Here is a 21621-nt window from a genome sequence, read left to right on the forward strand (position 1 = left end):
TTTTTTATGTCGCGGCGCTGATCCGTTTTGCAAATTCACCGATCTTCTCATGGATGACAAGATCAAATAAATGGTCGCAATATGTCGGCTCAAGGTTAATGATCACCTGCTTCAAACCGGGAATCCGGCCCGCATCCTCAGGGACAAACCTTGCCGGCGCCACTTCAAGCGAAGTGCCGATCACAAGAAGAAGATCAGCTTTATCAAGCTTTTCATAAAGGGTTTCAAAATGCTGAACGAGATCGCCGAACAGCACGACATCCGTTTTAATACGGTGCCGCATACCGCATGATTACCGATTTCGGCCGTACATTCCGGCACTTCGTCCTTCAGCAGATGAGAAAGCCCGTAGCGCGCTCCGCAGCGGGGGCATGCGGCGGTCTGAATTGAACCGTGAAGCTCATAGACACTGCTGCTTCCCGCTTTCTTATGCAGTCCGTCAATATTCTGCGTGAAAATGTCTACCTGCTTTCCCCGCTTTTCAAGATCCGCCAAATACGTATGGCCGGCATTCGGCTCATAGCTTCCGCTCATTTTCATCTGAAAGAGCTGTTTGAATTTAGGCCAGAATTCACGCGGACGGCGTTCAAAGTATTCCCTGCTCATCGCTTCCATTCTGGAGGTGTCTTCGGTCCATATACCGCCCGCCGAACGAAAATCGGGAATGCCGGATTCCGTGCTCATTCCCGCTCCCGTCAGCACCAGGATACGTTCAGCCTGATTGATCAATGTTATAAACGCTTCCACTCTTCCACCGCCTTTTCTTTTTATCATATCATGAAAAAAGAACGGCGCCTGTTATGCCCGTTCTTTTTCTCCGGAATGATCCTTCACATGAACCGGATCATCGTGGCTCTTCTGTTTTACGAATACATTCTGGCCCGGATAGGCGAACTCCACGCCTTCCTCAGCAAAAATATCAATAATCCGGCGGTTGATATCCTGCCGCACGTCCAGGCTTTCCGCCCAGACGATGGTCTTTGTGTAAAAGTTGAAAAACAGATTGTAATAGCTGTCCGCAAACACGTCAAAGTTAACCATAATCGTATCATCATGCACGCCTTCATGTTCACGAAGCATTTCTCTGAGCCTTGTGATACACCGCTCTAAACGATCAATCGGCGTCGCATAAGAAACACGAACGGAAAACGTGACCTGGCGCTTCGTCATCCTCGTCCAGTTTGTGATGGCTTCCATGGACAGCGTTGAATTGGGTACGGTAACAAGCGCCCCCTGCGCCGTCCGGAACCTTGTGCTTCGGAATGTGATATCTTCAACGCCCCCCGTCACAGATGACGTCTCGACCCAGTCGCCGATCGTAAACGGCTTTTCCGTAATGATGATAATGCCGCCGAAAAAATTGCTGATCGTATCTTTAGCCGCAAGCGCGAAGGCCAAGCCGCCAAGTCCGAGTCCGGCCACGAACCCGTTTACATCATAATTGAATTCCTGCGCGATCACACTGACGCTGAGCGCGAGAATGACAAAGCGCAGCACCTTGGATAAAAACGGCGCCAAAATGTCATCCATATCCAGCTCAAAGCGCTGATTGACTTTATGAAATAAAACGAAGACGCCGATGTCAGGTTGCAAAGCCCCCAGGCGATCAGCGCAACGATCAGAGAGCGGTATAATTTTTTGACAATATCCATCTGCCCGTCTAAAAACGGCGAATACTCAATCGCCAAAAACAGACCCAGCGCCACGAAAAACCATCTGGCCGGCTTGTCAAACGCTACGGCAATCTGTTTGAATATGTCGGTTTTCGGCTTGTTCGCCAATTTGTAAATGAGCTGAAAAAAGTATTTGACAAACAGTTTTCTCAAAACGAGAAAAGCCGCTAAAATTCCGATGCTGATACTGATCTGCAAAATATGGTCAAGAGTAAAAAAGCTCTGAAATTGTGTCATCATGGCATATGCTCCTTTGTCTTGTCGAAAATCTATTATACTAAAACATTCGGACATCAGCTTGTTTTATTGTCTTTAGGCAGCCTGAAAAACCCCGGCATCAGAGCACAGCCGGGGTTTTTCACACATTCGTTCATCTTTCAGCCAGATACAACAGGGTCAGGCACTATTTCTTCTTTGATTGTGTCTGTTTCAGGAGAGTCGCTTTTTTGGATTTCAGCATCGGTTTCGGCCTTAATTCTTTCTTCCACTTTCAATCTCCCTTTTCCCATGATCTCGCCTCCTTTTTGCCATTATAAAACATCACTGCGGATTGTAAACCGAAAAAAGCACTATCTTTATTCCAAAAAAATACTGTTTTGCACATTCACCAGTTTGAATCGCTGTGCATATACGAATCTGATATAATAACAGAAATGCCCATGAGGGGAGCTGACAAGCTTGTATACCATCGCTCATCGCGGCGCATCCGGTTACGCGCCCGAAAATACATTTGCGGCATTTGATATCGCTGCCGAAATGAACGCTGATTTCATTGAGCTTGACGTCCAGCTCACAAAAGACGGCCAGATTGTCGTCATCCATGATGACAAAGTCGACCGGACGACGGACGGCTCCGGTTTTGTAAAAGATTTTACGCTGAAGAAGCTGCAGTCTCTGGACGCCGGCAGCTGGTATGGGGCTGAGTTTAAAGGGGAGCGGATTCCCCTGCTCGAAGAGGTTCTGGAGCGTTATCATTCTGAAATCGGTTTTTTAATTGAACTGAAAGGGCACATTTCTCAAGTCGGTCTTGAAAAAGCAGTCGGCCAGCTGTTAAGCAGGTTTACCTTTTCCACCCACCCTATCGTTCAATCATTCAGTCTCAAGTCGATTCAGACCTTTCACGACATGTATCCGTCCATTCCGACTGCAATTATTGCAAGACCCAGCTTCGGGATGTTTTCAAAAAGCCAGCTGGCCGCTTACAAATCAGCCGCAAATTATGTCAATATTAAATATACCCGCCTGAATCAGTTCTTGATTTCCACCGCTCACAAACACGGCCTGAAAGTATTTGCCTGGACGGTCAGAAATCACAAGACGGCCGAAAAGCTGCAAATGATGGCAGTTGACGGCATTGTAACTGATTTTCCGGATATTATTTCTAAGGATGGCTGATATGAAACAATACATCGCAATTTTTATCGGAGGCGCGCTTGGCGCATTGCTCCGCTTTGAAATGAGCGCGCACATTCACAGCGGATCTTTCCCGGGTGCCACTTTCCTCGAAAACGCGGCGGGAAGCCTTTTACTCGGTCTTATTACGGGTTATTTCATCATTCGGGCTAAACGCCCTCTTTTGACCGCCTTTTTAGGAACCGGTTTTTGCGGAGGTTTCACGACGATGTCAACCTTCGCAAAAGAAACCATTTTTCTGCTGCAATCGTCTCCCGCAGCGGCTTTTTGTTATGCTGCCGCGACTTTATTCGCTGGTCTTGCCCTTGCATACGCCGGCATTTTTTGGGGACGGCGGATTGCCCTTCACGCAGCGGGAAGGGGGCATGATACGCCATGACGATTGTCCTGATGCTTATCGCGGCGGGTATCGGAGCGGTATTACGGTCTCTGCTGGGTAAAACAATTTCAGAAAGAACAAAAGGTTTTCCGATTCCGCTTGGAATGGCTGCGGTCAACCTGCTCGGCTCCTTCGGCCTCGGCATATTCACCGGCTTGGGTCTGGATAATCCTTCTGCCGGCATTATCATCGCGACGGGCTTTTTCGGTGCGTTTACGACCTTTTCCACATTCAGTATTGAAGCCGTGCAGCTGATGATGAACAACCGCATAAAGGAAAGTCTGCTCTACATCGCTGTTTCAGCAGCCGGAAGCCTTTTGGCGTTCTGGTGCGGCTTTGTTATGATATCCATTTAAAAAACCTTGAGCTTATTTTTCGCTCAAGGTTGCGTTATGAAGCATGACCGTTTCAGGCACGGGCAGCGGGCGGTTTATTGTCCCCTGACCGCCCGGGCGGCCCTGTTCTTCTTTGAGTTCAAGCTGTTTAATAAACCGGCCGTCCATTTCTAATATGAGAGCAGTGTATCCCCCGATTTGTATCGACTCACCCGCACAAATGTCAATATTCCGTTTCAGCACAAGACCGCCGATCGTATCGACTTCCTCTTCAATCTCTGCGCCGAGAAGATGATTCACCTGATCGATCCGAACCTTTCCGTCCAGCACATAATGGCGTTCGGACAGCTTTTGAATCTGCGGCTGTTCGTCCTCATCAAATTCGTCTCTGATATCGCCGACGATTTCTTCAAGTATGTCTTCGGTCGTCACAAGACCGGACGTTCCGCCGTATTCATCAGACAATATCGCCAAATGAATCCGTTCTCTCTGCATTTTTATCAGCAGGTCGTGTATCGGGATCGTCTCGATGACTTCAATCACCGGGCGGACGTAAGACGTGATGGATACTTCCGCTTTTTCATCTTCTGTCATAAACAGCAGATCTGAAAAGAGATGCTTCGTATTGATCATGCCGATGACACTGTCTTTGTCCCCGTCCGTTACGGGCCAGCGCGTATATTTGTCTTTCAGCATCATATCAAGCATTTCCGGCACGTCCATATCGGTGGAAACAGCCGCGATTTCTTTTCTCGGGATCATGATTTCCTTGGCGATCCGATTATCAAAATCAAAAATTTTATTCACAAATGTATATTCAGACGGATTGATTTCTCCGTTTTTTAAACTTTCTGACAGCAGGATCCGCAACTCTTCTTCAGAGTGGGAGCCTTCATGCTCAGATGCCGGCTTTAATCCGGCCAAACCGGTCAGAATTCTCGCGGAGCCGTTCAGCACCCAAATAAACGGGAACATGAACACGTAAAATAACCGAAGCGGTCCGGCGATCCATAACGTCAGCTTTTCCGCTTTTTGAATCGCAACCGTTTTAGGCGCAAGCTCACCGACGACGACATGTAAAAACGTAATCAGCCCGTACGCCGCAGCAAAAGCAATCACATGCTCGGCTGAATCCGGCAGCCCCATGCCCTGAAACACAGGATGAAGCATCCGCTCAAATGCAGGCTCTCCCAGTACGCCGAGCCCGATGGATGTGAGTGTAATGCCAAGCTGCGAGGCGGATAAATACTCATCAAGATCCGTAATGATACGCTTTGCGAGCACCGCCCGTCTGTTCCCTTCTGAGATGAGCTGATCGATTCTGGATCTCCTCACTCTGACGATCGCAAATTCACTCGCCACGAAAAACGCCGTTAACGCAATGAGCACACCGATTAAAATCAAACTGTCAATATCGTCCATTTCACCTTATCCCGAATTGAAGGATAAGGACGTCACCTCCTGATTTCATCGTTTTTTCTTAAGCGAGAGGAACGAAATGGGTGATTGACTACACAGAGGGCCCCATCCTGCCACCTCCTAAGTCAAAGCATGATTGTCATTTGTATAGTTTATTGTATCACAACTCCATTCTTTCATCATTTTCAGATTTTTCATCATATAAAAACAGCCTTCAAAAAGAAGGCTGCCGTTATCTGCTTCGGAAATGATTTTCTAAACAAAGCGCCGTATTAATCCCCCCGAATCCCATGCTTAAGCTTAACGCATGGTGTACGGTATGGGCGCTCGGCCCGTCGGTCACCCACTGAAATGAATCGTCAATCGGCTCCGTTAAGTTTCGGATCGGATGAAGCTTGTTTTCCCGCATTTGCAAGAGAACAGCAATGATTTCCACCGTTCCGGCCGCACTCAGACCGTGTCCGGTAATCGATTTTGTCGCATTAATCCGCGCGTGCGACAGGCCGCTTTCAGAAAGCGCCCGGCATTCAGTCTTATCTCCGATCGGCGAACCGGTGCCGTGCGGGTTGATGTAATCGATCTCTTTCGCTGAAAGACCGGCCCGCTCCAGCGCCTGGCGGATCACCGTCATTTCGCCCTCTGCTGAAGGATTCGGGTTGCGGTTCGCATCGGAAGCCATCCCCCAGCCCTTTAAGCCGGCCCACGATCGTGCGCCCCTCTCTTCGGCAGATTCAGCGCGTTCCAGCACAATCGCCCCGCACGCCTCTCCGAATATAAACCCGTCCGTATGCCGGTCAAACGGGCGGCAGGCAGCTTCAGGCCGTTCAGCGTATGTATCAGTGCCCATCGCTCCCAAAGAACGGAGAGCGTGACACTCCATGTACGACAGATCGGCCAGCGCCCCGATCACGATGCACCGGTCAAACAGGCCTCCTATGATTCCTTGAGCAGCCTGGATAACCGCCGCCTGGCCGCTTGCCGACGCGCCGCCGACCGTAAAGGCCGGCCCTTTTAGCCCAAATTGCTCCGTGCAAAGCCCCGACAAATCACTATCCATAAAAGAAAGCCCGTATGTCGGATTTACAAATTGCGGCGTTTCACCGTTTTTCTCAAAGGCCTGCAGCAATTCGCGCTGCGTCATATTCGAGCCGCCGATGATCAGACCGGTGCGGCTGTGATCAGCGCCGTCTAATTGAGCGTCATGCCACGCTTCATATAAAGCGATAAGCGCCGTCTTTCCTGATAATGCGGCCCTTCGGTACAAGCGCTTCGACAGCGCGTCCGGCGGCGTTAATTCGCTAAGCTCCGCGCCGATAAACGAACTGCCTTTCTGCCGGCCGGGGCGTTTCATCACATCAAAGGCGTGCCGCCCCTCCATGAGCGCAGCGAGAAACGCCTCCTTGCCTTGTCCGACCGCGGTTAAGACTCCGATTCCTGTAATGCTGATGTCTGACGTGCCATTATTTCTCCTCGACATGTGTCCGTTCTCCCATCTTTATGTATTGGAAGCTATGAAGAAAAATCTTGATACAGTGCTTTGAAAATATCGCGCGACTGTCTGATCTGTTCCGAAGGCACGCTGAAAGATAATCGGAAATAGCCGCTTTTTCCAAATCCGCTGCCGGGTACGATCAATAGTTTGTATTTCTGTGCGGCATGCATGCAGAACGCCACTTCGTCTTCAATCGGTGATTTCGGAAAGACGAAAAAGCCTCCTTTCGGCATTTCAAATTCGAAGCCGGCTTCTGTGAGGATGTCCACCATAAGGTCTCTCCGCTTTCTGTAAGGTTCAGCGTCAATCGAAAGATCATCCATTTTCGCCACGGCGCGCTGCATCATGACCGGAGCGTTCACAAAGCCGAGCGTCCGGTTGCAGAAAACGAATGCATCCGTCAGAAGATCGCCCTCAGGCATTTGGGCGTCCGCCGCGATATACCCGAGCCTTTCCCCCGCAATGCCGAGATCTTTACTGAACGAACTGACTAAAATCACGCGGTGATACGCCTGAAACGGATTCGCCTGCTCTTCTCCGTAGATCAGCTGGCTGTACGGTTCATCAAATAAAATAAATATGCTTTGGCCGTTCCGCTCTTCGGCTTCTTTTAATAAGGCGCCTAATTCGTTAAGGTTTTTCTGACTGAGCACAGTCCCCGTCGGATTATGCGGCGTATTGACGATCAGTCCTTTCGTACGGGGGGTGATCGCACCTTTAACCGCTTCAATATCAATCTCAAATGAGTCAGTCAGCGGGCAGATGACGGGTCTGCCGCGGTAATTTTCAACATACGCTTTATATTCCGCAAAATAAGGCGAAAGAAGGATGACTTCTTCCTCCGGGTTTAAAATGCTCTTCAGCGCAACATTCAGCGCCCCGCCGGCTCCGACCGTCATGACTGTATGCCTGGCGGAAATTTCTGTCTGAAACCGCTCTGACAAAAAGCGGGCAACCTTTTCTCTCGCCTCCGGAAGCCCTTGGTTTTGTATGTATCCGTGCCGTCCTGTTTCAGCCGCTTCGCATAGCGCCTTTTTAAATGTTTCAGGCGGCTCCGCAACCGGATTTCCTATCGAAAAGTCAAACACCTTATCGGCGCCGAACTCTTTTTTCAGCCGAGCGCCTTCATCAAATAGTTTGCGTATCCATGAACCTTTCTCCAGATTCTGTGTCACTTCCCTTGATAAACCGGCCACTGTCATCTGTCCCTTCTGTCTTTTTCTGCCGTTTCTATTTACAATGATTATGAAAGATTTACATGGCGCAGTCAACGCTTTTTCAGACAGCCTGCCGCCCCGTTTCAGGAGAAAGACGGAAAACAATAAACTTGTGCAAACTCCCCTTCATATATTAAACTATTCTCATAACTATAACGTGATGGTTGGGGAGGGATTTAGATGGGGCTGAGACTTATCGCATCAGTGAATTAGCAGAGCTTGCCGGTGTAACGAAACGCACGGTGGATTACTACACAAACCTCGGGCTTTTAAAGCCTGACAGGTCTTGTTCGAACTATCGTTACTACGATACACTTGCACTTAATCGGTTAAAGTTTATAGTCGCTTGTAAAAAGCAGCGATTGGCCCTGTCTGATATAAAAGATCGACTGGAGAACCAGTTTCCCTCTTCAGCCCTGCCTGACGATGTTGGAAATCTGGCATCGGAAATTGATCACATGAATCAAAACATCTCCGGGATCTTGAATCGGTTTGAAAAGCTTGAACCAGAGGAGCGCGCCCAGCTGAAAAAAAGGCTGGCTCCTGAAAAGCTTGCAGTGCTTCAATCATTTATGCTGCTGTTAAGTTAAACCATTATCTTACTAACAGGAGGTGTTACCTTCATCTTCCCAAAAGAAGTGAAGGTTCTAATTGGACATTGTGAATTTGATTTTAGTCGCGGTTTTAATCGCGCTGACGGCATTTTTCGTAGCATCTGAGTTTGCGATAATCAGAATCAGAGGCTCACGGGTTGACCAGCTTATAGCAGAAGGAAATAAAGCCGCAATCGGTGTCAAAAAAGTGACCACGCATTTAGATGAGTATTTATCGGCGTGCCAGCTCGGCATAACATTGACTTCCATCGGTCTTGGTGTCTTAGGCGAATCAACGATTGAACGCTTGCTTCACCCGCTTTTCACAAAGATAAACGTACCAAGCTCATTATCGCATATTATTTCATTTATTCTCGCCTATGCGATCATTACATTCTTACACGTGGTCGTGGGAGAATTAGCGCCGAAAACAGTCGCCATCCAGAAAGCGGAAGCCGTTTCAATGCTGTTTTCGAAACCGCTCATTTGGTTTTACCGCATCATGTTCCCGTTTATCTGGCTTCTGAACAACTCCGCCCGTCTTTTAACGAAGACGTTCGGTCTGGAGACGGTGTCTGAAAATGAGCTTGCCCACTCTGAAGAAGAGCTGCGCATCATTTTATCGGAAAGCTATAAAAGCGGTGAAATCAACCAGTCTGAATTTAAATATGTGAACAAAATCTTTGAATTTGACGACAGACTTGCAAAAGAAATCATGATTCCGCGTACGGAAATCGTCAGTCTGCCGCATGATATCAAAATTTCTGAAATGATGGATATCATTCAGATTGAAAAATATACCCGGTACCCTGTCGAAGAGGGTGACAAAGATAATATTATCGGCGTTATTAACATTAAAGAAGTGCTGACCGCCTGCATCAGCGGCGAAGTATCAGTCGACTCGCCCATTACGGATTTTGTCAATCCGATCATCCATGTGATTGAGTCGGCACCGATTCACGATCTGCTTGTAAAAATGCAGAAGGAACGGGTTCATATGGCGATTCTGTCGGATGAATACGGCGGAACCGCGGGGCTTGTCACCGTTGAAGACATTATTGAAGAAATCGTCGGGGAAATCCGTGATGAATTTGATATCGATGAAATCAATGAAATCCGCAAACTCGGCGACGGCCATTACATGCTTGACGGCAAGGTCCTGATTGATCAAGTGAACGAACTCCTCGGCATCCATTTAGAAAATGACGAGGTCGACACCATCGGCGGCTGGTTCCTTACCCAGAAATACGACGTCGAACAATACGACTCGATTATCGAAGAAGGCTGCGAATTTATCATTAATGAAATTGACGGCCACCACGTCGCATATATCGAAGTGAAAAAACTGGCGTTTGATGAACTGCTGGAAACCGCCGAACAAAAAGAAGCATAACAAAAAAGCTTGCGCGTCTGATACAGACGGCAAGCTTTTTTCATTTACAGTTGTTCAAGTTTTTTCTCAAGCTCTTTAATTCTGGCATTCAGCTCTTCTGTCATGGCCGCAAGCCTCTCCTTCGGCGCAAGATCGGAAAAGTCCTCCAAAAAAATCGGCTCGCCGATGATAAGCCGCATTTTCCCTTTTTAAACAGCGCTTTTCCCGTAGACGGCCCTTTATATGCGGCCGGAACGAGCGGCGCTTTCCCCATTTGGGCGATGGTCACGGCCCCTCTTTTCAGCGGGACGTCTTCAGAAGTTCTCGTGCCGCTCGGAAAAATCCCGACAATCTTCCCTTCCTTCAGTAGCTTAATCGGCGTTTTAATGCTGCTCGGACCCGGATTTTCACGATCAACCGGAAACGCGTGAATCTTCTTTAAAAAACTTCCGATCCACTTTTTCTGAAACAGCTCTTTTTTCGCCATATAATGAATCTGATGGGGCAATATCCCGACACCGAGCGTGAGGACGTCCACCCAGCCCGCATGCGTGCACGCGATAACGAATCCTTTATCAGACGGAAGATTCTCTTTATTGTATACTTTGACTCCTCCGCGCAGAGAAAGAATGAATTTGATGGCATTTGCACAAAACTTATACATAACGCACTTCCTTTGTTGTAATGATCAAAAGTGTTCTCTCTCTATTATAACAATATTTTTTATTACCTGGTACTAATAAATATATTTTTCCTCCGCCGATCTCTATCTTTTATGACGGATTTTGGGTACTATAGAGAAATGGTGTTTGATGAGGTGAAAATGAATTTAAGCCGTTTGCATGGAACGTGCAACTTTAAACCTTTCTTATGCGTGTATAACATAGAGGGGAGAAAAGGCAGTGACGATCGATGAAATTTACCAAATGTATATGAATGATGTTTACCGGTTCCTGCTCTCCATGACAAAAGACAAGCATCTCGCTGAAGATTTGCTGCAGGAAACCTTTATGAGGGCATACATACACATTCACTCCTACGACCACAGCAAAGTAAAGCCATGGCTTTTTCAAGTGGCGAGAAATGCGTTTATAGATTATGTCAGAAAACATAAAAAGGAAGTGACCATTTCCGATGACTTAATTGGGAGCCTTTTTCAGACGGCTGTTCAAAGCCCGGCTCATCAGATTGAAATCAAGGAAGTGCTGACAGGGTATATGTCCGAACTTCCCGACAATTATCGGGAGGCCTTAACACTGTATTATTTAAAAGAACTGAATTACAAAGAAGCATCCCATATTATGAATATTTCAGAGGCTAATTTTAAAAGTGTTTTATTTCGTGCCAGACAGCGGCTGAAAGCACTTTATAATAGAGGTGTTAATGATGAATGAAGAATTTAAAAAGCGTTTTTACCAATACAAAAATGGAGAAATGAGCGACCGGGAAATGGCCGCCTTTGAAGAAGAGCTGGAAAAGCTTGAAGTCTATCAGGAGTTGATTGAAAGCGAAATGCAGGACGACCGGGAATGGGACGTCGGCATCAGCCCGGAAAAACAGAAGGCCATTTTGTCATACGGAAAACGCAAATCGTATTTGCGGATTTCAGTTCTCGCCGTCATCTCCACTTTGATGATTTTGCCGCTTTGCACTTTGGGAAGCTACCTCTATTACGGTCTGGGAGGAAAGGAAAGCACCGGCAATCAATTAATGGAAACCGCGGCCGTGACGGTGGCGACCACCATGCCGAACGTCCTCGTCGATACCTCCGGACTGAAAAGCCAAGTGAAACTGTTTGGAATGAATACAGAGTTTCCGCTGCAAAAGCAGATCGGCACAAAAACGAAATCCGTCGGCGGAGAACGGATTGAAATGTTTTTAGATACGGTCAAATCGCCTGCCGTTAACTACTATGATCTAGACGCGGCACAGGCAAAGCATTATTTCGCCCATCCTTCCGGCTTAAAGGAACGCACGATTGACAAAGCCGGACAGACATTGAAAAAATTGCCTGAAGGAAGCGTGGCGGAGGTCTATCTTTCTTATGACCGGGCCTACCCTTCTTCTCAAGTATATTCAACTTTTAAAAATACGATGTGAAGTTTTTATGGAACGCGGTCGAAACGGAGAAAAATCTGAAAGACAGTCCTTATGCCGAGCCGTTAGGATTCCCCGGGAAAGATTCCAAGATGGTGTCCTCTTTCGAAACGCAAGGACAGACAGACCGTGAACAATTTATCAATGCCCTTGAATTTATGTCCCGCCATAAAAAATGGGCGCATGCAATATCGAAACGCAAAGACATGAATCTGGGCAGCCGAATCGATTATGTTGAACATCACGGAATGAACGTATACGGCTCTGTCGTGACGGGGCCGACAAAAGAAATCGAACGTCTGCTGAAAAACAAAACAGTAAAAGCAGCAAACATCGGTGAGGTGGAATTATGGAATTGGTAAGAATTTTTAAAGAGCATAATGTTTTCGGCTGGATATCAGTCGGTACCGCGATTTTGTCGCTGCTGCTTTTGAACGTGGCAATCATCAGCAATGTGACTTTCTATTCTTATCAGATGCTGCCGTTTGCGATGGCCGCCGTGCCGTTCGGCATCATTGAGCTGTTTATTAAAAAAGGACGGACGGGCCCGGGACTGCTCGGTGTCATCCTCAACCTTTTCGTCATTGTCTGTGTATATACGATCGTTGCCGTTGATACGAATCTGCAATTCGGTTTTTAAACATAAAAACAGGCCCTTTTACGGGGGCCTGTTTTTTAAAATGGAAGAACGCCGATTAAATGCAGCAATACGACGATGATAGCCAGCGGCACGAGATATTTCAGAAGGAAATACCACACCTGAAAGAAACGATAGCCGATGGCGGAACCGCTTTTCATCTCGGCGAACAGCTCCCGCTTCGGTATTTTCAGCGGGATGAAGATTGATATTAATAAAGCGCCGAGCGGAATCAGCACATTGCTCACAGTGAAATCCGCTAGATCAAAAAACGTTTTTCCGAACAAATGAACATCACCGAGCACACCGTATGATAAACACGACGGAATTCCGACTAAGAAAATGAGCAGACCGCTTGTCCACGACAGCTTCTTCCTTTTCGTTTCATCACCTTTCCCGACAGTCGCTACGATAATTTCCACCATCGAAAAGGCCGAAGTCAGCGCGGCAAAGAAAAAGACCGCCAGAAAGCTGATAAAAAACAGCGAGCCGAACGGCAGCCGGTCAAACACAGCCGGCAGTACGGTAAACAGCAGTGTAGGCCCTTCATCCGGTTTAAAGCCGAACGAAAAAACCGCCGGAAAAATGGCCAGTCCCGCAAACAGCGTGACGAGCACATTCATCATAACAATGGAACCCGCCGATCCCGGAAGGTTTTGGGTTTTCGGCAGATACGAACTGTATGTCACCATGACCGAAACGCCGAGCGTTAATGTAAAGAACGCCTGTCCTAAAGCATATAGGATGGATTCCGGCGTCAAATCTTCAAAGTGCGGAACCAATAAAAATCTAATCCCCTCAACGGCATGATCGAGCGTGACTGAACGCAGCACAAGCAATAGAAACAGCACGAATAAAATCGGCATCAGCACCGCACTGACACGTTCAATCCCTTTCTGCACGCCTTTTGCGACGACCGCCACGGTCATGATCATAAATACAAGCTGCGCGGCGAGAGTCTGGATCGGATTTTCAATGACCGTCCCGAACACCGTTCCGTACTGCTCCTGAGTGAGCCCGGATAAAGAACCCGTAACAGCTTTTAACACATAAAGCAAAATCCACCCGCCGACAACACTGTAAAAAGACAAAACTAAAAAACAGGCCGCCACACCCACATAACCCGTGAGGTGCCATACCGACTTCGGCGCGGCTTGTTTGTAGGCATCAATCGCATTTGTCTGGCTCCGTCTTCCGAAAATAAATTCACCGAGCAAAAGCGGATAGCCTAAAAGCACGGTAAAGAGGACGAATACAAGAAAAAAAGCGCCTCCTCCGTTCGTACCCGCTACGTAAGGGAACTTCCAAATGGCTCCCAGACCGATCGCCGAACCGGCAGCGGCCATAATAAATCCTATTTTTGAGGCCCATTGAACCCTTTTTTGGTCAGACACGACTTTCCACTTCCCTTCCGCCCTATATTATCCCTTATTCGCTGCGATAACTTAAGCCCATTTCAATATGTTTCATTATTCCGAAAAATAAAAAGGAGCGGCGGGTGCCGCTCCTTACAAATCCCCGTTTAATTTCGAATGCTTTCTCGAATATAAGAAATAAATCACCAGACCGATGATCAGCCAGATAAAGAAACGGAATATGGTGGTGGCGCCAAGGTTAATAATCAAAAATACGCAGAACAGAATGGACAATATCGGAATAAAGGGAACCCCCGGACATTTAAAAGCTCTCGGCAGATCAGGCTGTTTCTTTCTCAATACGATAACCGCCACTGAAATCAGGACAAACGCGGCAAGCGTGCCGATGTTCACCAGCTTCGCCAACTCATCAAGCGGGACGAGCGAGCCGAGTAATGCCGACAGGATGCCGAACACCCATGTCACCACGTGCGGCGTTTTATGCTTCGGATGGACTTTTGAAAGCGCCCCCGGCACCAAACCGTCACGGGACATGGCAAACATCACCCTCGTCTGGCCGTACAGCATGACGAGCATCACCGTTGTCATTCCCAACACTGCGCCGATATCAATAATCCCGGCCACCCAATTCTGTCCGGCCATCTGCAGGACGAGAGACACGGGATGGTCAACGCCTTCAAAGCGGGCAAACGGAACGACGCCCGTCATAATCGCCGATACGGTCACATACAGCACGGTGCAGACGATTAATGAAAAGATAATTCCTTTCGGCAGATCCTTCGCCGGATTTTTCGTTTCTTCAGCGGCGGAAGAGACGGCGTCAAAACCGATAAAAGAGAAGAAAACGAGCGCCGCGGCACTGAAAACACCGCCGAACCCCATCGGTATAAACGGCTGCCAGTTGTGAGGTTTGACATATACGGCCGCAACGGCGATAAACAATAGAACAACCAGAACCTTCAAAATGACCATAATATTATTGACCCGCTTCGATTCCTTAATGCCTAAGTAGAGGAGGAATGTAATCGCAAGCACGATAACAAATGCGGGGAGATTAAAGAATGTGACCGTGCCTTTAATGGATCCCGGCGCGGCCGTTAATGCAGTCGGAAGATGAATGCCGAAGCCCGCCAAGAATGATTGAAAATAGCCGGACCAGCCGACCGAAACCGCGCTGACGGCGAGCATATATTCCAAGATTAAATCCCATCCGATGATAAATGCGAGAAGTTCACCCAGTGTCGCATAAGTAAACGTGTAGACGGAACCGGAAACCGGGACGCTTGAAGCAAATTCGGCATATGACAAAGCCGCAAATAAACACGCAAGAGCGGCGATGACAAATGAAACAGTCAGCCCCGGCCCCGCCGTGACAGCGCCTGTTCCGGTTAATACAAAAATTCCCGTTCCGATGATGGCCCCTATCCCCAGAAGGGTCAGATCAAAGGCCCCTAACTCTCTTTTCAGCGACTTTTCCCCGCCCGTTGCGGCAAGCAGGTCCTGAATGCTTTTCTTTCTGAATATGCTCCCCTTCATCTGCTTCACTCCTTGTAAATCAATATATGTTAGAATATTCAGACAACAATAGCAATAATGACTAAATTCTTATTTTTCGCATGAAATGTTTCAGCACATCATTCCTTTCTCCTACATCATATTATAGCGAAAAATATAAAAATGAAAATAATTTTTTTGAAAATTCTATATATTATTTCAGTTTTCATAAAACAGAACTCAGCGGATTCTCTGCTGTGAAATATTAACATTAGTGATTCGGCTGGAGACTTCCATTTTTTAAAAATCGTATTCATATGTAATCAAATAAAAATCCCGCACTTTTTAAAAGCGCGGGATAAGACTTGCGTATTATGTTGAAATAAACCTGCCGCCATTTACGTGAATGGTCTGCCCCGTCATATAGGAAGATTCGTCTGAAGCCAGAAGCACATAAGCTCCGGCGTGTTCCGCAGGCTGTCCCGGTCTTCCCATCGGAGTGTCCAGACCGTGCTTTTCCACCTTTTCTTCAGTAAACGTTGCCGGAATCAGGGCGGTCCAGATCGGCCCGGGTGCCACCGCATTTACTCTGATCCCCTGATCGGCCAATGACATCGCCATTGAACGCGTAAAGGAAACGATGCCGCCTTTCGTGCACGAATAGTCGATCAATGATGTGTCTCCCTGATAAGCGGTAATCGACGTTGTATTAATGATGGCGCTCCCTCTTTTGAGATGAGGCAGCACAGCTTTAGTCATATGAAACATAGAAAACATGTTTGTACGGAATGTCTTCTCCAGCTGTTCAGCCGTAATATCAAGAATCCCGTTTTGCGGATGCTGCTCAGCCGCATTATTAACGAGAATATCTATTTTTCCGTAGTGATCTAAGACTTGCCGGACCGCCTTCTGACAATGCGCCTCATCACCGACGTCTCCCGGAATTAACAGGCATTCGGCCTGGTATTCTTCCGCACGCTTTTTCGTTCTCTCGGCATCGGCATGTTCGTCTAGGTACAGGATGGCAAGATCCGCCCCTTCCTTCGCGTAAGCGATCGCAGCCGCTGCGCCGATGCCGCTGTCTCCGCCCGTGATGACGGCGACTTTTCCTTTTAATCTGCCCGATCCTTTTACATCCGGGTCCTCCAAGAGCGGTTTTGGCTCCATGTCTGCCTCAATGCCGGGCTGGCGGTTTTGCACCTGCGGCTTTTGTCCTTCCGTCTGTCTGTCCATCGGATTCATATTCTCACACTCCTGCAATTGGTATTACTGAGACGATACCACGCAGTGCGGGGAATTAAACGGACAAATATGCCGGTAATTAAAGCTGCTGAGCCGTTTCGGGAAAAGCGCCGGTGTATTTCGCAGACGGCCTGTAAATCATGTTGTCAGCGGACTGTTCAAGCACATGTGCGCACCAGCCTGCCATTCTGCTTGCTGAAAAGGTCGGCGTAAATAAATCATTGTCGACATCAATGGCCTGCATCACAGCCGCTGCGTAAAACTCCACATTCGTATACAGCTTCCGTCCGGGCTTATATTGCTCTAACAAGCGGATGGCTTCCTTCTCCACATAAAGCGCCAAGTCAAGCGACGGATCATTTCCTGCCACTTCTTCAGCCTTTATGCGCAGCGCTTCCGCCCGCGGGTCTTTTGTTTTGTACACCCTGTGCCCGAAGCCCATCAGGCGTTCTCCCCTCATAAGCTTCGCTGTCAAATACGCTTCTGCATTTTCTTTTTCCCCGATGTCTTCAAGCATTTTCGTGACACCTGAAGGAGCGCCTCCGTGCAGCGGCCCTTTCATCGTACCCAGTGCGGCAGTGACGGCAGACACTAAGTCCGATTCAGTCGAAACGGTGACTCTCGCCGAAAAAGTCGATGCATTCATCCCGTGCTCCATCGCCAGAATCATATACGTCTCAAGCGCTTTCTTTTGGGCTGCGGACGGCTGCCTGCCTGTCAGCATATACAAATAGTTTTCAACGTGTCCGTATCGCGCCTCGGGTGACAGCGCTTCCTGCCCTTGTTTACGGCGGTATCTGTACGCAATAATCGTCGGTGTGACGGCAATCAGTTTAATCGCTTCTTCCGGCTTGGGCGGATATGTAAATGAATCTGTGCCCAAACCCGAAACAGCCGTTCTCAGCACCGCCATGTCGTCCATTTCATCCGGAAGCGTTTCCAGTAAGCCGATCAAATGTTTCGGAAGCCCGCGCTCGGCTGCAAGTTCTTCCTGAAACGCAAGCAATTGCCGCTCATCAGGAAGCGCCCCGTTCAAAATGAGATACGCCGCTTCTTCAAAACTGAATTGCAATGCGATATCCTTCGCGTCATAGCCGCGATATATTAAATGCCCCTTTTCTCCGTCAATGTGGCTGATCGCCGTTTCTGCACAAGTAATCCCTTTCAATCCACGATAAATCAATTTCATTCCCCCTTATCCTCTTTCTGTTATTATAGTAAATATAATATTTAAAAAATAATGAATATTTTTAAGGGAATTAATTAAAACTTTTAATCAGAGGAGTGCATCTATGGATTTTAAATGGCTTCACACCTTCGTCACCGCGGCAAAATACGAGAATTTCAGAAAAACGGCGGAAACGCTTTTTTTATCTCAGCCGACCGTCACCGTTCATATAAAATTATTAGAGAAAGAAATCAGCTGCAAGCTGTTTCAGCGGAGCGGCCGGAAAATACAATTGACGGAAGAAGGAAAAGCATACGTGCCGTTTGCCATGAGACTTTTGGAAGACTATGAAAACAGCATGGCGGAGCTGCACAGGGTGCGCCAGGGCTACTCGCACACGCTGACACTCGCTGTTTCGCCGCTTATCGCCGACACCGTTCTCCCGTCTGTCATGAAGCGTTATACAGAGGACAATAAAGAAACCGAAATGACGGTCACCATTTTCGAATCGGAAGAAATCGCCTCTCAAATCAGAAACGGCTCAGCCGATATCGGACTGAGCTGCTTAAAGGTGCAATCATCTTCCCTCACTTGCCGTCCCCTGTACAATGACCCAGTTGTCCTCGTCGCGCCACCCGGCCGAAAACCCGGGACAGGGAAGGCGGATGAAGTGAAAGACCTGTTCGGACAATATCTGCTTTTGACCCATAACCATCCTGACTATTGGGATGATTTGCTCCGCCAGGTCAGAATACAGTTCCCTTTCGTCAGAACAATGAAGGTGACACAGACGCATATTACGAAACGATTTATTAAAGAGGGGCTGGGCGTCTCATTTCTGCCGCTGTCAGCGGTACGGTCCGAACTCGCCGCAGGCAGCATGATTGAAATTCCGTGCGAATTCGCCCAGATGCCGAGCGCGGGCGCGTACGCCATCGCCCTCTATGAAAATGAAAAAAGAAAACCTTTTTAGATTTTTTATCACATTTTCATTTTTAGGTGAAACAAATGGAGCTCTGCCCCGTCTAAATAAAAAACCCGTTCGGATGAACGGGTTTCTCTCACTGCTAGAATCTTTTCGCGCCCAGGTAGCGCGGCTTCCAGTAGCTGTTATTCAGATCACTTGTTGTGACGCCGTCAGAACCGGCATGGATGAACTTGTTATTTCCGATGTACACACCCATGTGTGAAGGGCCGGCCTGATATGTTGTAAAGAAGACGAAATCTCCTCTTGACGGGCTGGACACGCTCTTCATTGAGCTCCAGTATCCCGCAGTGCTTGTTCTGCCGACACTCGTCTGTTTGTTTAACAGGTACCAGATAAATCCGCTGCAGTCAAAGCCGGAAGTCGTTGTTCCGCCCCATACATACGGCGTGCCGATTAAAGATTGCGCATCAGAAATCAGCTTGTTTACATTCAGGCTCGTCTGTGCAATATTATGGCTGGATGAAGGCTTCTTTGATGACGAAGATCCTGAAGACGCTGAACCGGAAGTTGATCCTTTTACTTTAAGCACTTGTCCGATGCGGATCAGGTCCGTTTTTAAACCGTTTAAACTTTTTAATTGGTTTACCGTCATTTTATATTTATTCGCAATTTTCCAAAGGCTGTCGCCTTTTACGACTTTATATGTAGACGATGATGACTTGCTGCCCGAATTTGAACCTGAAGATGATTTACCGTTGATCGAAAGCGTCTGACCGATGTAAATGATATCCGATTTTAATTTGTTCTCAGATTTAATGGAATTAATTGACGTTCCATACCGATTTGAAAGTCCCCATAATGTATCGCCTTTTTTTACCTTAATCGTTTGCGCAGACGCCGCGCCCGCAAACAAAGTCGTCCCCAAAACCACTGCCGTTGTTGCTGTAACAAGTTGCTTTTTCATATTTTCCTCCCCGAATGATTCTATCTATTTTATGTGTCTCTTTTTAAAGTTTTTATCTGTTTCCTATTATAAGGTTCAATTTCCACTAGAAATAGACTTGACTTCCCGTGACAAATTTCTTACTAATTCGTTTTTGAAAAAAGTTTTTAAGGGTATTAAATATTTCAATTTGATTTCAAACGTGACGAAAAACGAGTCAATTTGTCATGTTTTTTTCCTGTGATCCTCGTATTTTGGAAAAACAAAGCAGTTTACTTTCCAAATAACTCCTTGTTAAAAAAATCCTCGTCTTTTTCAAAAAAGTGAATGGTTTTCACCCTTTCTTGAAAACATAAGTTACACCGGAATTTACATTTCTAACAATGTTTCACCTGAAATTTACAGGAGAAACAGGCGCTCTTTACAAACACCCCCTACCATTAGACATGCAGACACGATTAAAGGAGGACGAGTGAGAATGAGTCTATTTAAACAGGTTCGATCAAAACTTCTGCCGGCGGCAGCCGTATCCGTGCTGACAGCCGGTCTGATTGCGGGCGCAGGGTTTCAGCACTCTGAACAGGCTGCGGCAAAAAAACAGCCTGACAAAAACGAGATCAGAAACGTCATCTTCATGGTCGGCGACGGAATGGGCGCTCCCTATATGAACGCCTACCGTTCGGTCATTAACAAAGGAAAGCCTTCGGATGGTATGAAACTGACGGCATTCGACCCCAATCTCGCCGGTATGATGATGACTTATCCTGACGATCCTGATTCCAATATTACCGATTCCGCGGCGGCTGGCACGGCAATGGCCACGGGCGTAAAAACGTATAACGCGGCGATCGGAGTCGATAAAAAGGAAAGCGGGTCAAATCCGTCCTCGAAGAAGCGAAACAAAGAGGGAAATCCACCGGACTTGTCGCAACTTCGGAGATTGCCCACGCCACCCCTGCGGCATTCGGAGCCCATAACAAATCCCGAAAGAACATGAATGACATCGCAAGCAGCTACTTTGATGACCGCATCAACGGAAAACAAAAAGTCGATGTGCTCCTCGGAGGCGGCAAATCAAACTTTATCCGTAAAGACCGCAATGTAACAAAGGATTTCAAAAAAGCGGGATACAGCTATGTGACATCAAAACAGGAGCTGAAAAAAGATCGTAACAAGAAGATTCTCGGCCTGTTTGCCGATGGCGGACTCGATAAAGCAATCGATCGGTCAAACGCCGTCCCTTCATTAGAAGACATGACAACGGCGGCGATCGACAGGCTGAACAAGAATAAAAAAGGGTTCTTCTTAATGGTCGAAGGCAGCCAAATAGACTGGGCGGGACATGACAATGATATAGTCGGCGCAATGAGTGAAATGAAGGATTTTGAAAAAGCATATAAAGCAGCGATCGCATTTGCCAAAAAGGACAAACATACGCTTGTCGTTGCCACGGCTGATCATACCACCGGCGGATTGACGATCGGCGCGAATGACGATAAAAACTGGCATGTTGAACCGATTCTTGCCGCCAAGAAAACCCCGGCATTTATGGCTGACCAAATCAAAGCGGGCAAATCCGTATCTTCCGTGCTTGCGCGTTATACAGACCTGAAATGGTCAAAAGCTGAAATTAAACAGATCGAAACGGCCGCAAAACAGGATGCTGACAAGAGCGTCTACAAATCGATCATTAAGCTTTTTAATGCGAAAACCAACAGCGGCTGGACAACCGGCGATCATACGGGCGAAGAAGTTCCCGTTTACGCATACGGTCCGGGAAGAGAGTCATTTACGGGGCTTTTAAACAACACGGACCAGGCCAAAAAGATTTTTCACATCCTTT

General features: G+C 47.5%; 15 protein-coding genes and 7 pseudogenes. 10 read left to right on the forward strand and 12 right to left on the reverse strand.

Annotated elements, in window-relative coordinates; translation table 11 throughout:
• Positions 1–4: 4 nt before the first annotated feature.
• The 3 pseudogenes from D368_RS08925 to D368_RS08935 all read right to left on the reverse strand — a co-directional run bounded on the left by D368_RS08925 (position 5) and on the right by D368_RS08935 (position 2182).
• A pseudogene (locus tag D368_RS08925) lies at positions 5–774 on the reverse strand (NAD-dependent protein deacylase).
• A 24-nt stretch (positions 775–798) separates the two neighbouring features.
• Positions 799–1913, reverse strand: a pseudogene (locus D368_RS08930) (mechanosensitive ion channel family protein).
• 163 nt (positions 1914–2076) lie between these two features.
• A pseudogene (locus D368_RS08935) lies at positions 2077–2182 on the reverse strand (YhdX family protein).
• Between the two features lie 169 nt (positions 2183–2351).
• Here D368_RS08935 and D368_RS08940 point away from each other — a divergent pair.
• The 3 genes from D368_RS08940 to crcB are packed head-to-tail and all read left to right on the forward strand — an operon-like array spanning position 2352 to position 3821.
• Positions 2352–3068 carry a glycerophosphodiester phosphodiesterase family protein gene (locus D368_RS08940; RefSeq protein ID WP_128574729.1) on the forward strand — a complete coding sequence of 239 codons (717 nt, stop codon included), beginning with the start codon at positions 2352–2354 and terminating at the stop codon, positions 3066–3068.
• A gap of 1 nt (position 3069) precedes the next feature.
• Positions 3070–3465 carry a fluoride efflux transporter FluC gene (locus D368_RS08945; protein WP_070081569.1) on the forward strand — a complete coding sequence of 132 codons (396 nt, stop codon included), beginning with the start codon at positions 3070–3072 and terminating at the stop codon, positions 3463–3465.
• The gene (crcB, locus tag D368_RS08950; protein ID WP_070081568.1) at positions 3462–3821 is read left to right on the forward strand and encodes a fluoride efflux transporter CrcB; all 360 of its coding nucleotides are present in this window, start codon (positions 3462–3464) and stop codon (positions 3819–3821) included. The genes D368_RS08945 and crcB overlap by 4 nt, the downstream gene beginning before the upstream one ends.
• 12 nt (positions 3822–3833) lie before the next feature.
• On the opposite strand, the gene D368_RS08955 is transcribed toward crcB, so the two are convergent.
• From D368_RS08955 to D368_RS08965, 3 genes are all read right to left on the reverse strand, one after another.
• Positions 3834–5222 carry a hemolysin family protein gene (locus tag D368_RS08955; RefSeq protein WP_121984133.1) on the reverse strand — a complete coding sequence of 463 codons (1389 nt, stop codon included), beginning with the start codon at positions 5220–5222 and terminating at the stop codon, positions 3834–3836.
• Between the two features lie 229 nt (positions 5223–5451).
• The gene (locus D368_RS08960; protein WP_101562854.1) at positions 5452–6696 is read right to left on the reverse strand and encodes a beta-ketoacyl synthase N-terminal-like domain-containing protein; all 1245 of its coding nucleotides are present in this window, start codon (positions 6694–6696) and stop codon (positions 5452–5454) included.
• A gap of 32 nt (positions 6697–6728) precedes the next feature.
• On the reverse strand, positions 6729–7913 hold the full coding sequence (locus D368_RS08965; RefSeq protein WP_015417125.1) for a pyridoxal phosphate-dependent aminotransferase: 1185 nt from the start codon (positions 7911–7913) through the stop codon (positions 6729–6731).
• Between the two features lie 179 nt (positions 7914–8092).
• Between D368_RS08965 and cueR the strand changes: the two genes are divergently transcribed.
• A complete protein-coding gene (gene cueR, locus D368_RS08970; RefSeq protein WP_014304704.1) occupies positions 8093–8518 on the forward strand; it encodes a Cu(I)-responsive transcriptional regulator in 426 nt (141 codons plus the stop codon).
• A gap of 61 nt (positions 8519–8579) precedes the next feature.
• Positions 8580–9914, forward strand: a complete 1335-nt coding sequence (locus tag D368_RS08975; RefSeq protein ID WP_003155308.1) for a hemolysin family protein — start codon at positions 8580–8582, stop codon at positions 9912–9914.
• Between the two features lie 44 nt (positions 9915–9958).
• On the opposite strand, the pseudogene D368_RS08980 reads toward D368_RS08975, so the two are convergent.
• A pseudogene (locus D368_RS08980) lies at positions 9959–10557 on the reverse strand (lysophospholipid acyltransferase family protein).
• Positions 10558–10795: 238 nt separating this feature from the next.
• Here D368_RS08980 and sigM point away from each other — a divergent pair.
• The 3 genes and pseudogenes from sigM (at position 10796) to D368_RS08995 (ending at position 12630) form a co-directional block, all read left to right on the forward strand.
• On the forward strand, positions 10796–11287 hold the full coding sequence (sigM, locus tag D368_RS08985; RefSeq protein WP_003155312.1) for an RNA polymerase sigma factor SigM: 492 nt from the start codon (positions 10796–10798) through the stop codon (positions 11285–11287).
• Positions 11277–12352: pseudogene (locus D368_RS08990) on the forward strand (anti-sigma factor). Before sigM ends, D368_RS08990 begins: the two are co-directional and overlap by 11 nt.
• Positions 12340–12630 carry an anti-sigma-M factor gene (locus D368_RS08995; protein ID WP_003155315.1) on the forward strand — a complete coding sequence of 97 codons (291 nt, stop codon included), beginning with the start codon at positions 12340–12342 and terminating at the stop codon, positions 12628–12630. Before D368_RS08990 ends, D368_RS08995 begins: the two are co-directional and overlap by 13 nt.
• Before the next feature lie 35 nt (positions 12631–12665).
• Here D368_RS08995 and D368_RS09000 read toward each other — a convergent pair whose 3' ends face one another.
• The 4 genes from D368_RS09000 to D368_RS09015 all read right to left on the reverse strand — a co-directional run bounded on the left by D368_RS09000 (position 12666) and on the right by D368_RS09015 (position 17922).
• Positions 12666–14021 carry a sodium-dependent transporter gene (locus tag D368_RS09000; protein ID WP_128574730.1) on the reverse strand — a complete coding sequence of 452 codons (1356 nt, stop codon included), beginning with the start codon at positions 14019–14021 and terminating at the stop codon, positions 12666–12668.
• Positions 14022–14135: 114 nt separating this feature from the next.
• The gene (gene bcaP / locus D368_RS09005; RefSeq protein ID WP_014304702.1) at positions 14136–15539 is read right to left on the reverse strand and encodes a branched-chain amino acid transporter BcaP; all 1404 of its coding nucleotides are present in this window, start codon (positions 15537–15539) and stop codon (positions 14136–14138) included.
• 330 nt (positions 15540–15869) lie between these two features.
• The gene (locus D368_RS09010; RefSeq protein WP_033574464.1) at positions 15870–16739 is read right to left on the reverse strand and encodes an SDR family oxidoreductase; all 870 of its coding nucleotides are present in this window, start codon (positions 16737–16739) and stop codon (positions 15870–15872) included.
• A gap of 79 nt (positions 16740–16818) precedes the next feature.
• Positions 16819–17922, reverse strand: coding sequence for a citrate synthase/methylcitrate synthase (locus D368_RS09015; RefSeq protein ID WP_024085068.1), 1104 nt, complete (start codon positions 17920–17922; stop codon positions 16819–16821).
• A gap of 109 nt (positions 17923–18031) precedes the next feature.
• On the opposite strand from D368_RS09015, the pseudogene citR reads away from it, so the two are divergent.
• Positions 18032–18906, forward strand: a pseudogene (gene citR, locus D368_RS09020) (transcriptional regulator CitR).
• A gap of 68 nt (positions 18907–18974) precedes the next feature.
• Here citR and D368_RS09025 read toward each other — a convergent pair.
• Positions 18975–19799, reverse strand: coding sequence for a C40 family peptidase (locus D368_RS09025; protein ID WP_024085067.1), 825 nt, complete (start codon positions 19797–19799; stop codon positions 18975–18977).
• A gap of 457 nt (positions 19800–20256) precedes the next feature.
• Here D368_RS09025 and phoA point away from each other — a divergent pair.
• Positions 20257–21620: pseudogene (gene phoA / locus D368_RS09030) on the forward strand (alkaline phosphatase PhoA); the annotation flags it as partial.
• Between the last annotated feature and the right edge of the window lies 1 nt (position 21621).

This window comes from Paenibacillus lentimorbus NRRL B-30488 (assembly GCF_000411595.1).
GTDB classification, from domain to species: domain Bacteria; phylum Bacillota; class Bacilli; order Bacillales; family Bacillaceae; genus Bacillus; species Bacillus velezensis.

What these genes read in the sequence shown, in the direction of transcription:
- D368_RS08965 (WP_015417125.1), bottom strand. Translation starts at nt 7,913, where the DNA reads ATGACAGTGGCCGGTTTATCAAGGGAAGTGACACAGAATCTGGAGAAA.
- bcaP (WP_014304702.1), bottom strand. Translation starts at nt 15,539, where the DNA reads ATGAAGGGGAGCATATTCAGAAAGAAAAGCATTCAGGACCTGCTTGCC.
- D368_RS08960 (WP_101562854.1), bottom strand. Translation starts at nt 6,696, where the DNA reads ATGTCGAGGAGAAATAATGGCACGTCAGACATCAGCATTACAGGAATC.
- crcB (WP_070081568.1), top strand. Translation starts at nt 3,462, where the DNA reads ATGACGATTGTCCTGATGCTTATCGCGGCGGGTATCGGAGCGGTATTA.
- D368_RS08995 (WP_003155315.1), top strand. Translation starts at nt 12,340, where the DNA reads ATGGAATTGGTAAGAATTTTTAAAGAGCATAATGTTTTCGGCTGGATA.
- D368_RS08945 (WP_070081569.1), top strand. Translation starts at nt 3,070, where the DNA reads ATGAAACAATACATCGCAATTTTTATCGGAGGCGCGCTTGGCGCATTG.
- D368_RS09025 (WP_024085067.1), bottom strand. Translation starts at nt 19,799, where the DNA reads ATGAAAAAGCAACTTGTTACAGCAACAACGGCAGTGGTTTTGGGGACG.
- D368_RS08955 (WP_121984133.1), bottom strand. Translation starts at nt 5,222, where the DNA reads ATGGACGATATTGACAGTTTGATTTTAATCGGTGTGCTCATTGCGTTA.
- D368_RS09010 (WP_033574464.1), bottom strand. Translation starts at nt 16,739, where the DNA reads ATGAATCCGATGGACAGACAGACGGAAGGACAAAAGCCGCAGGTGCAA.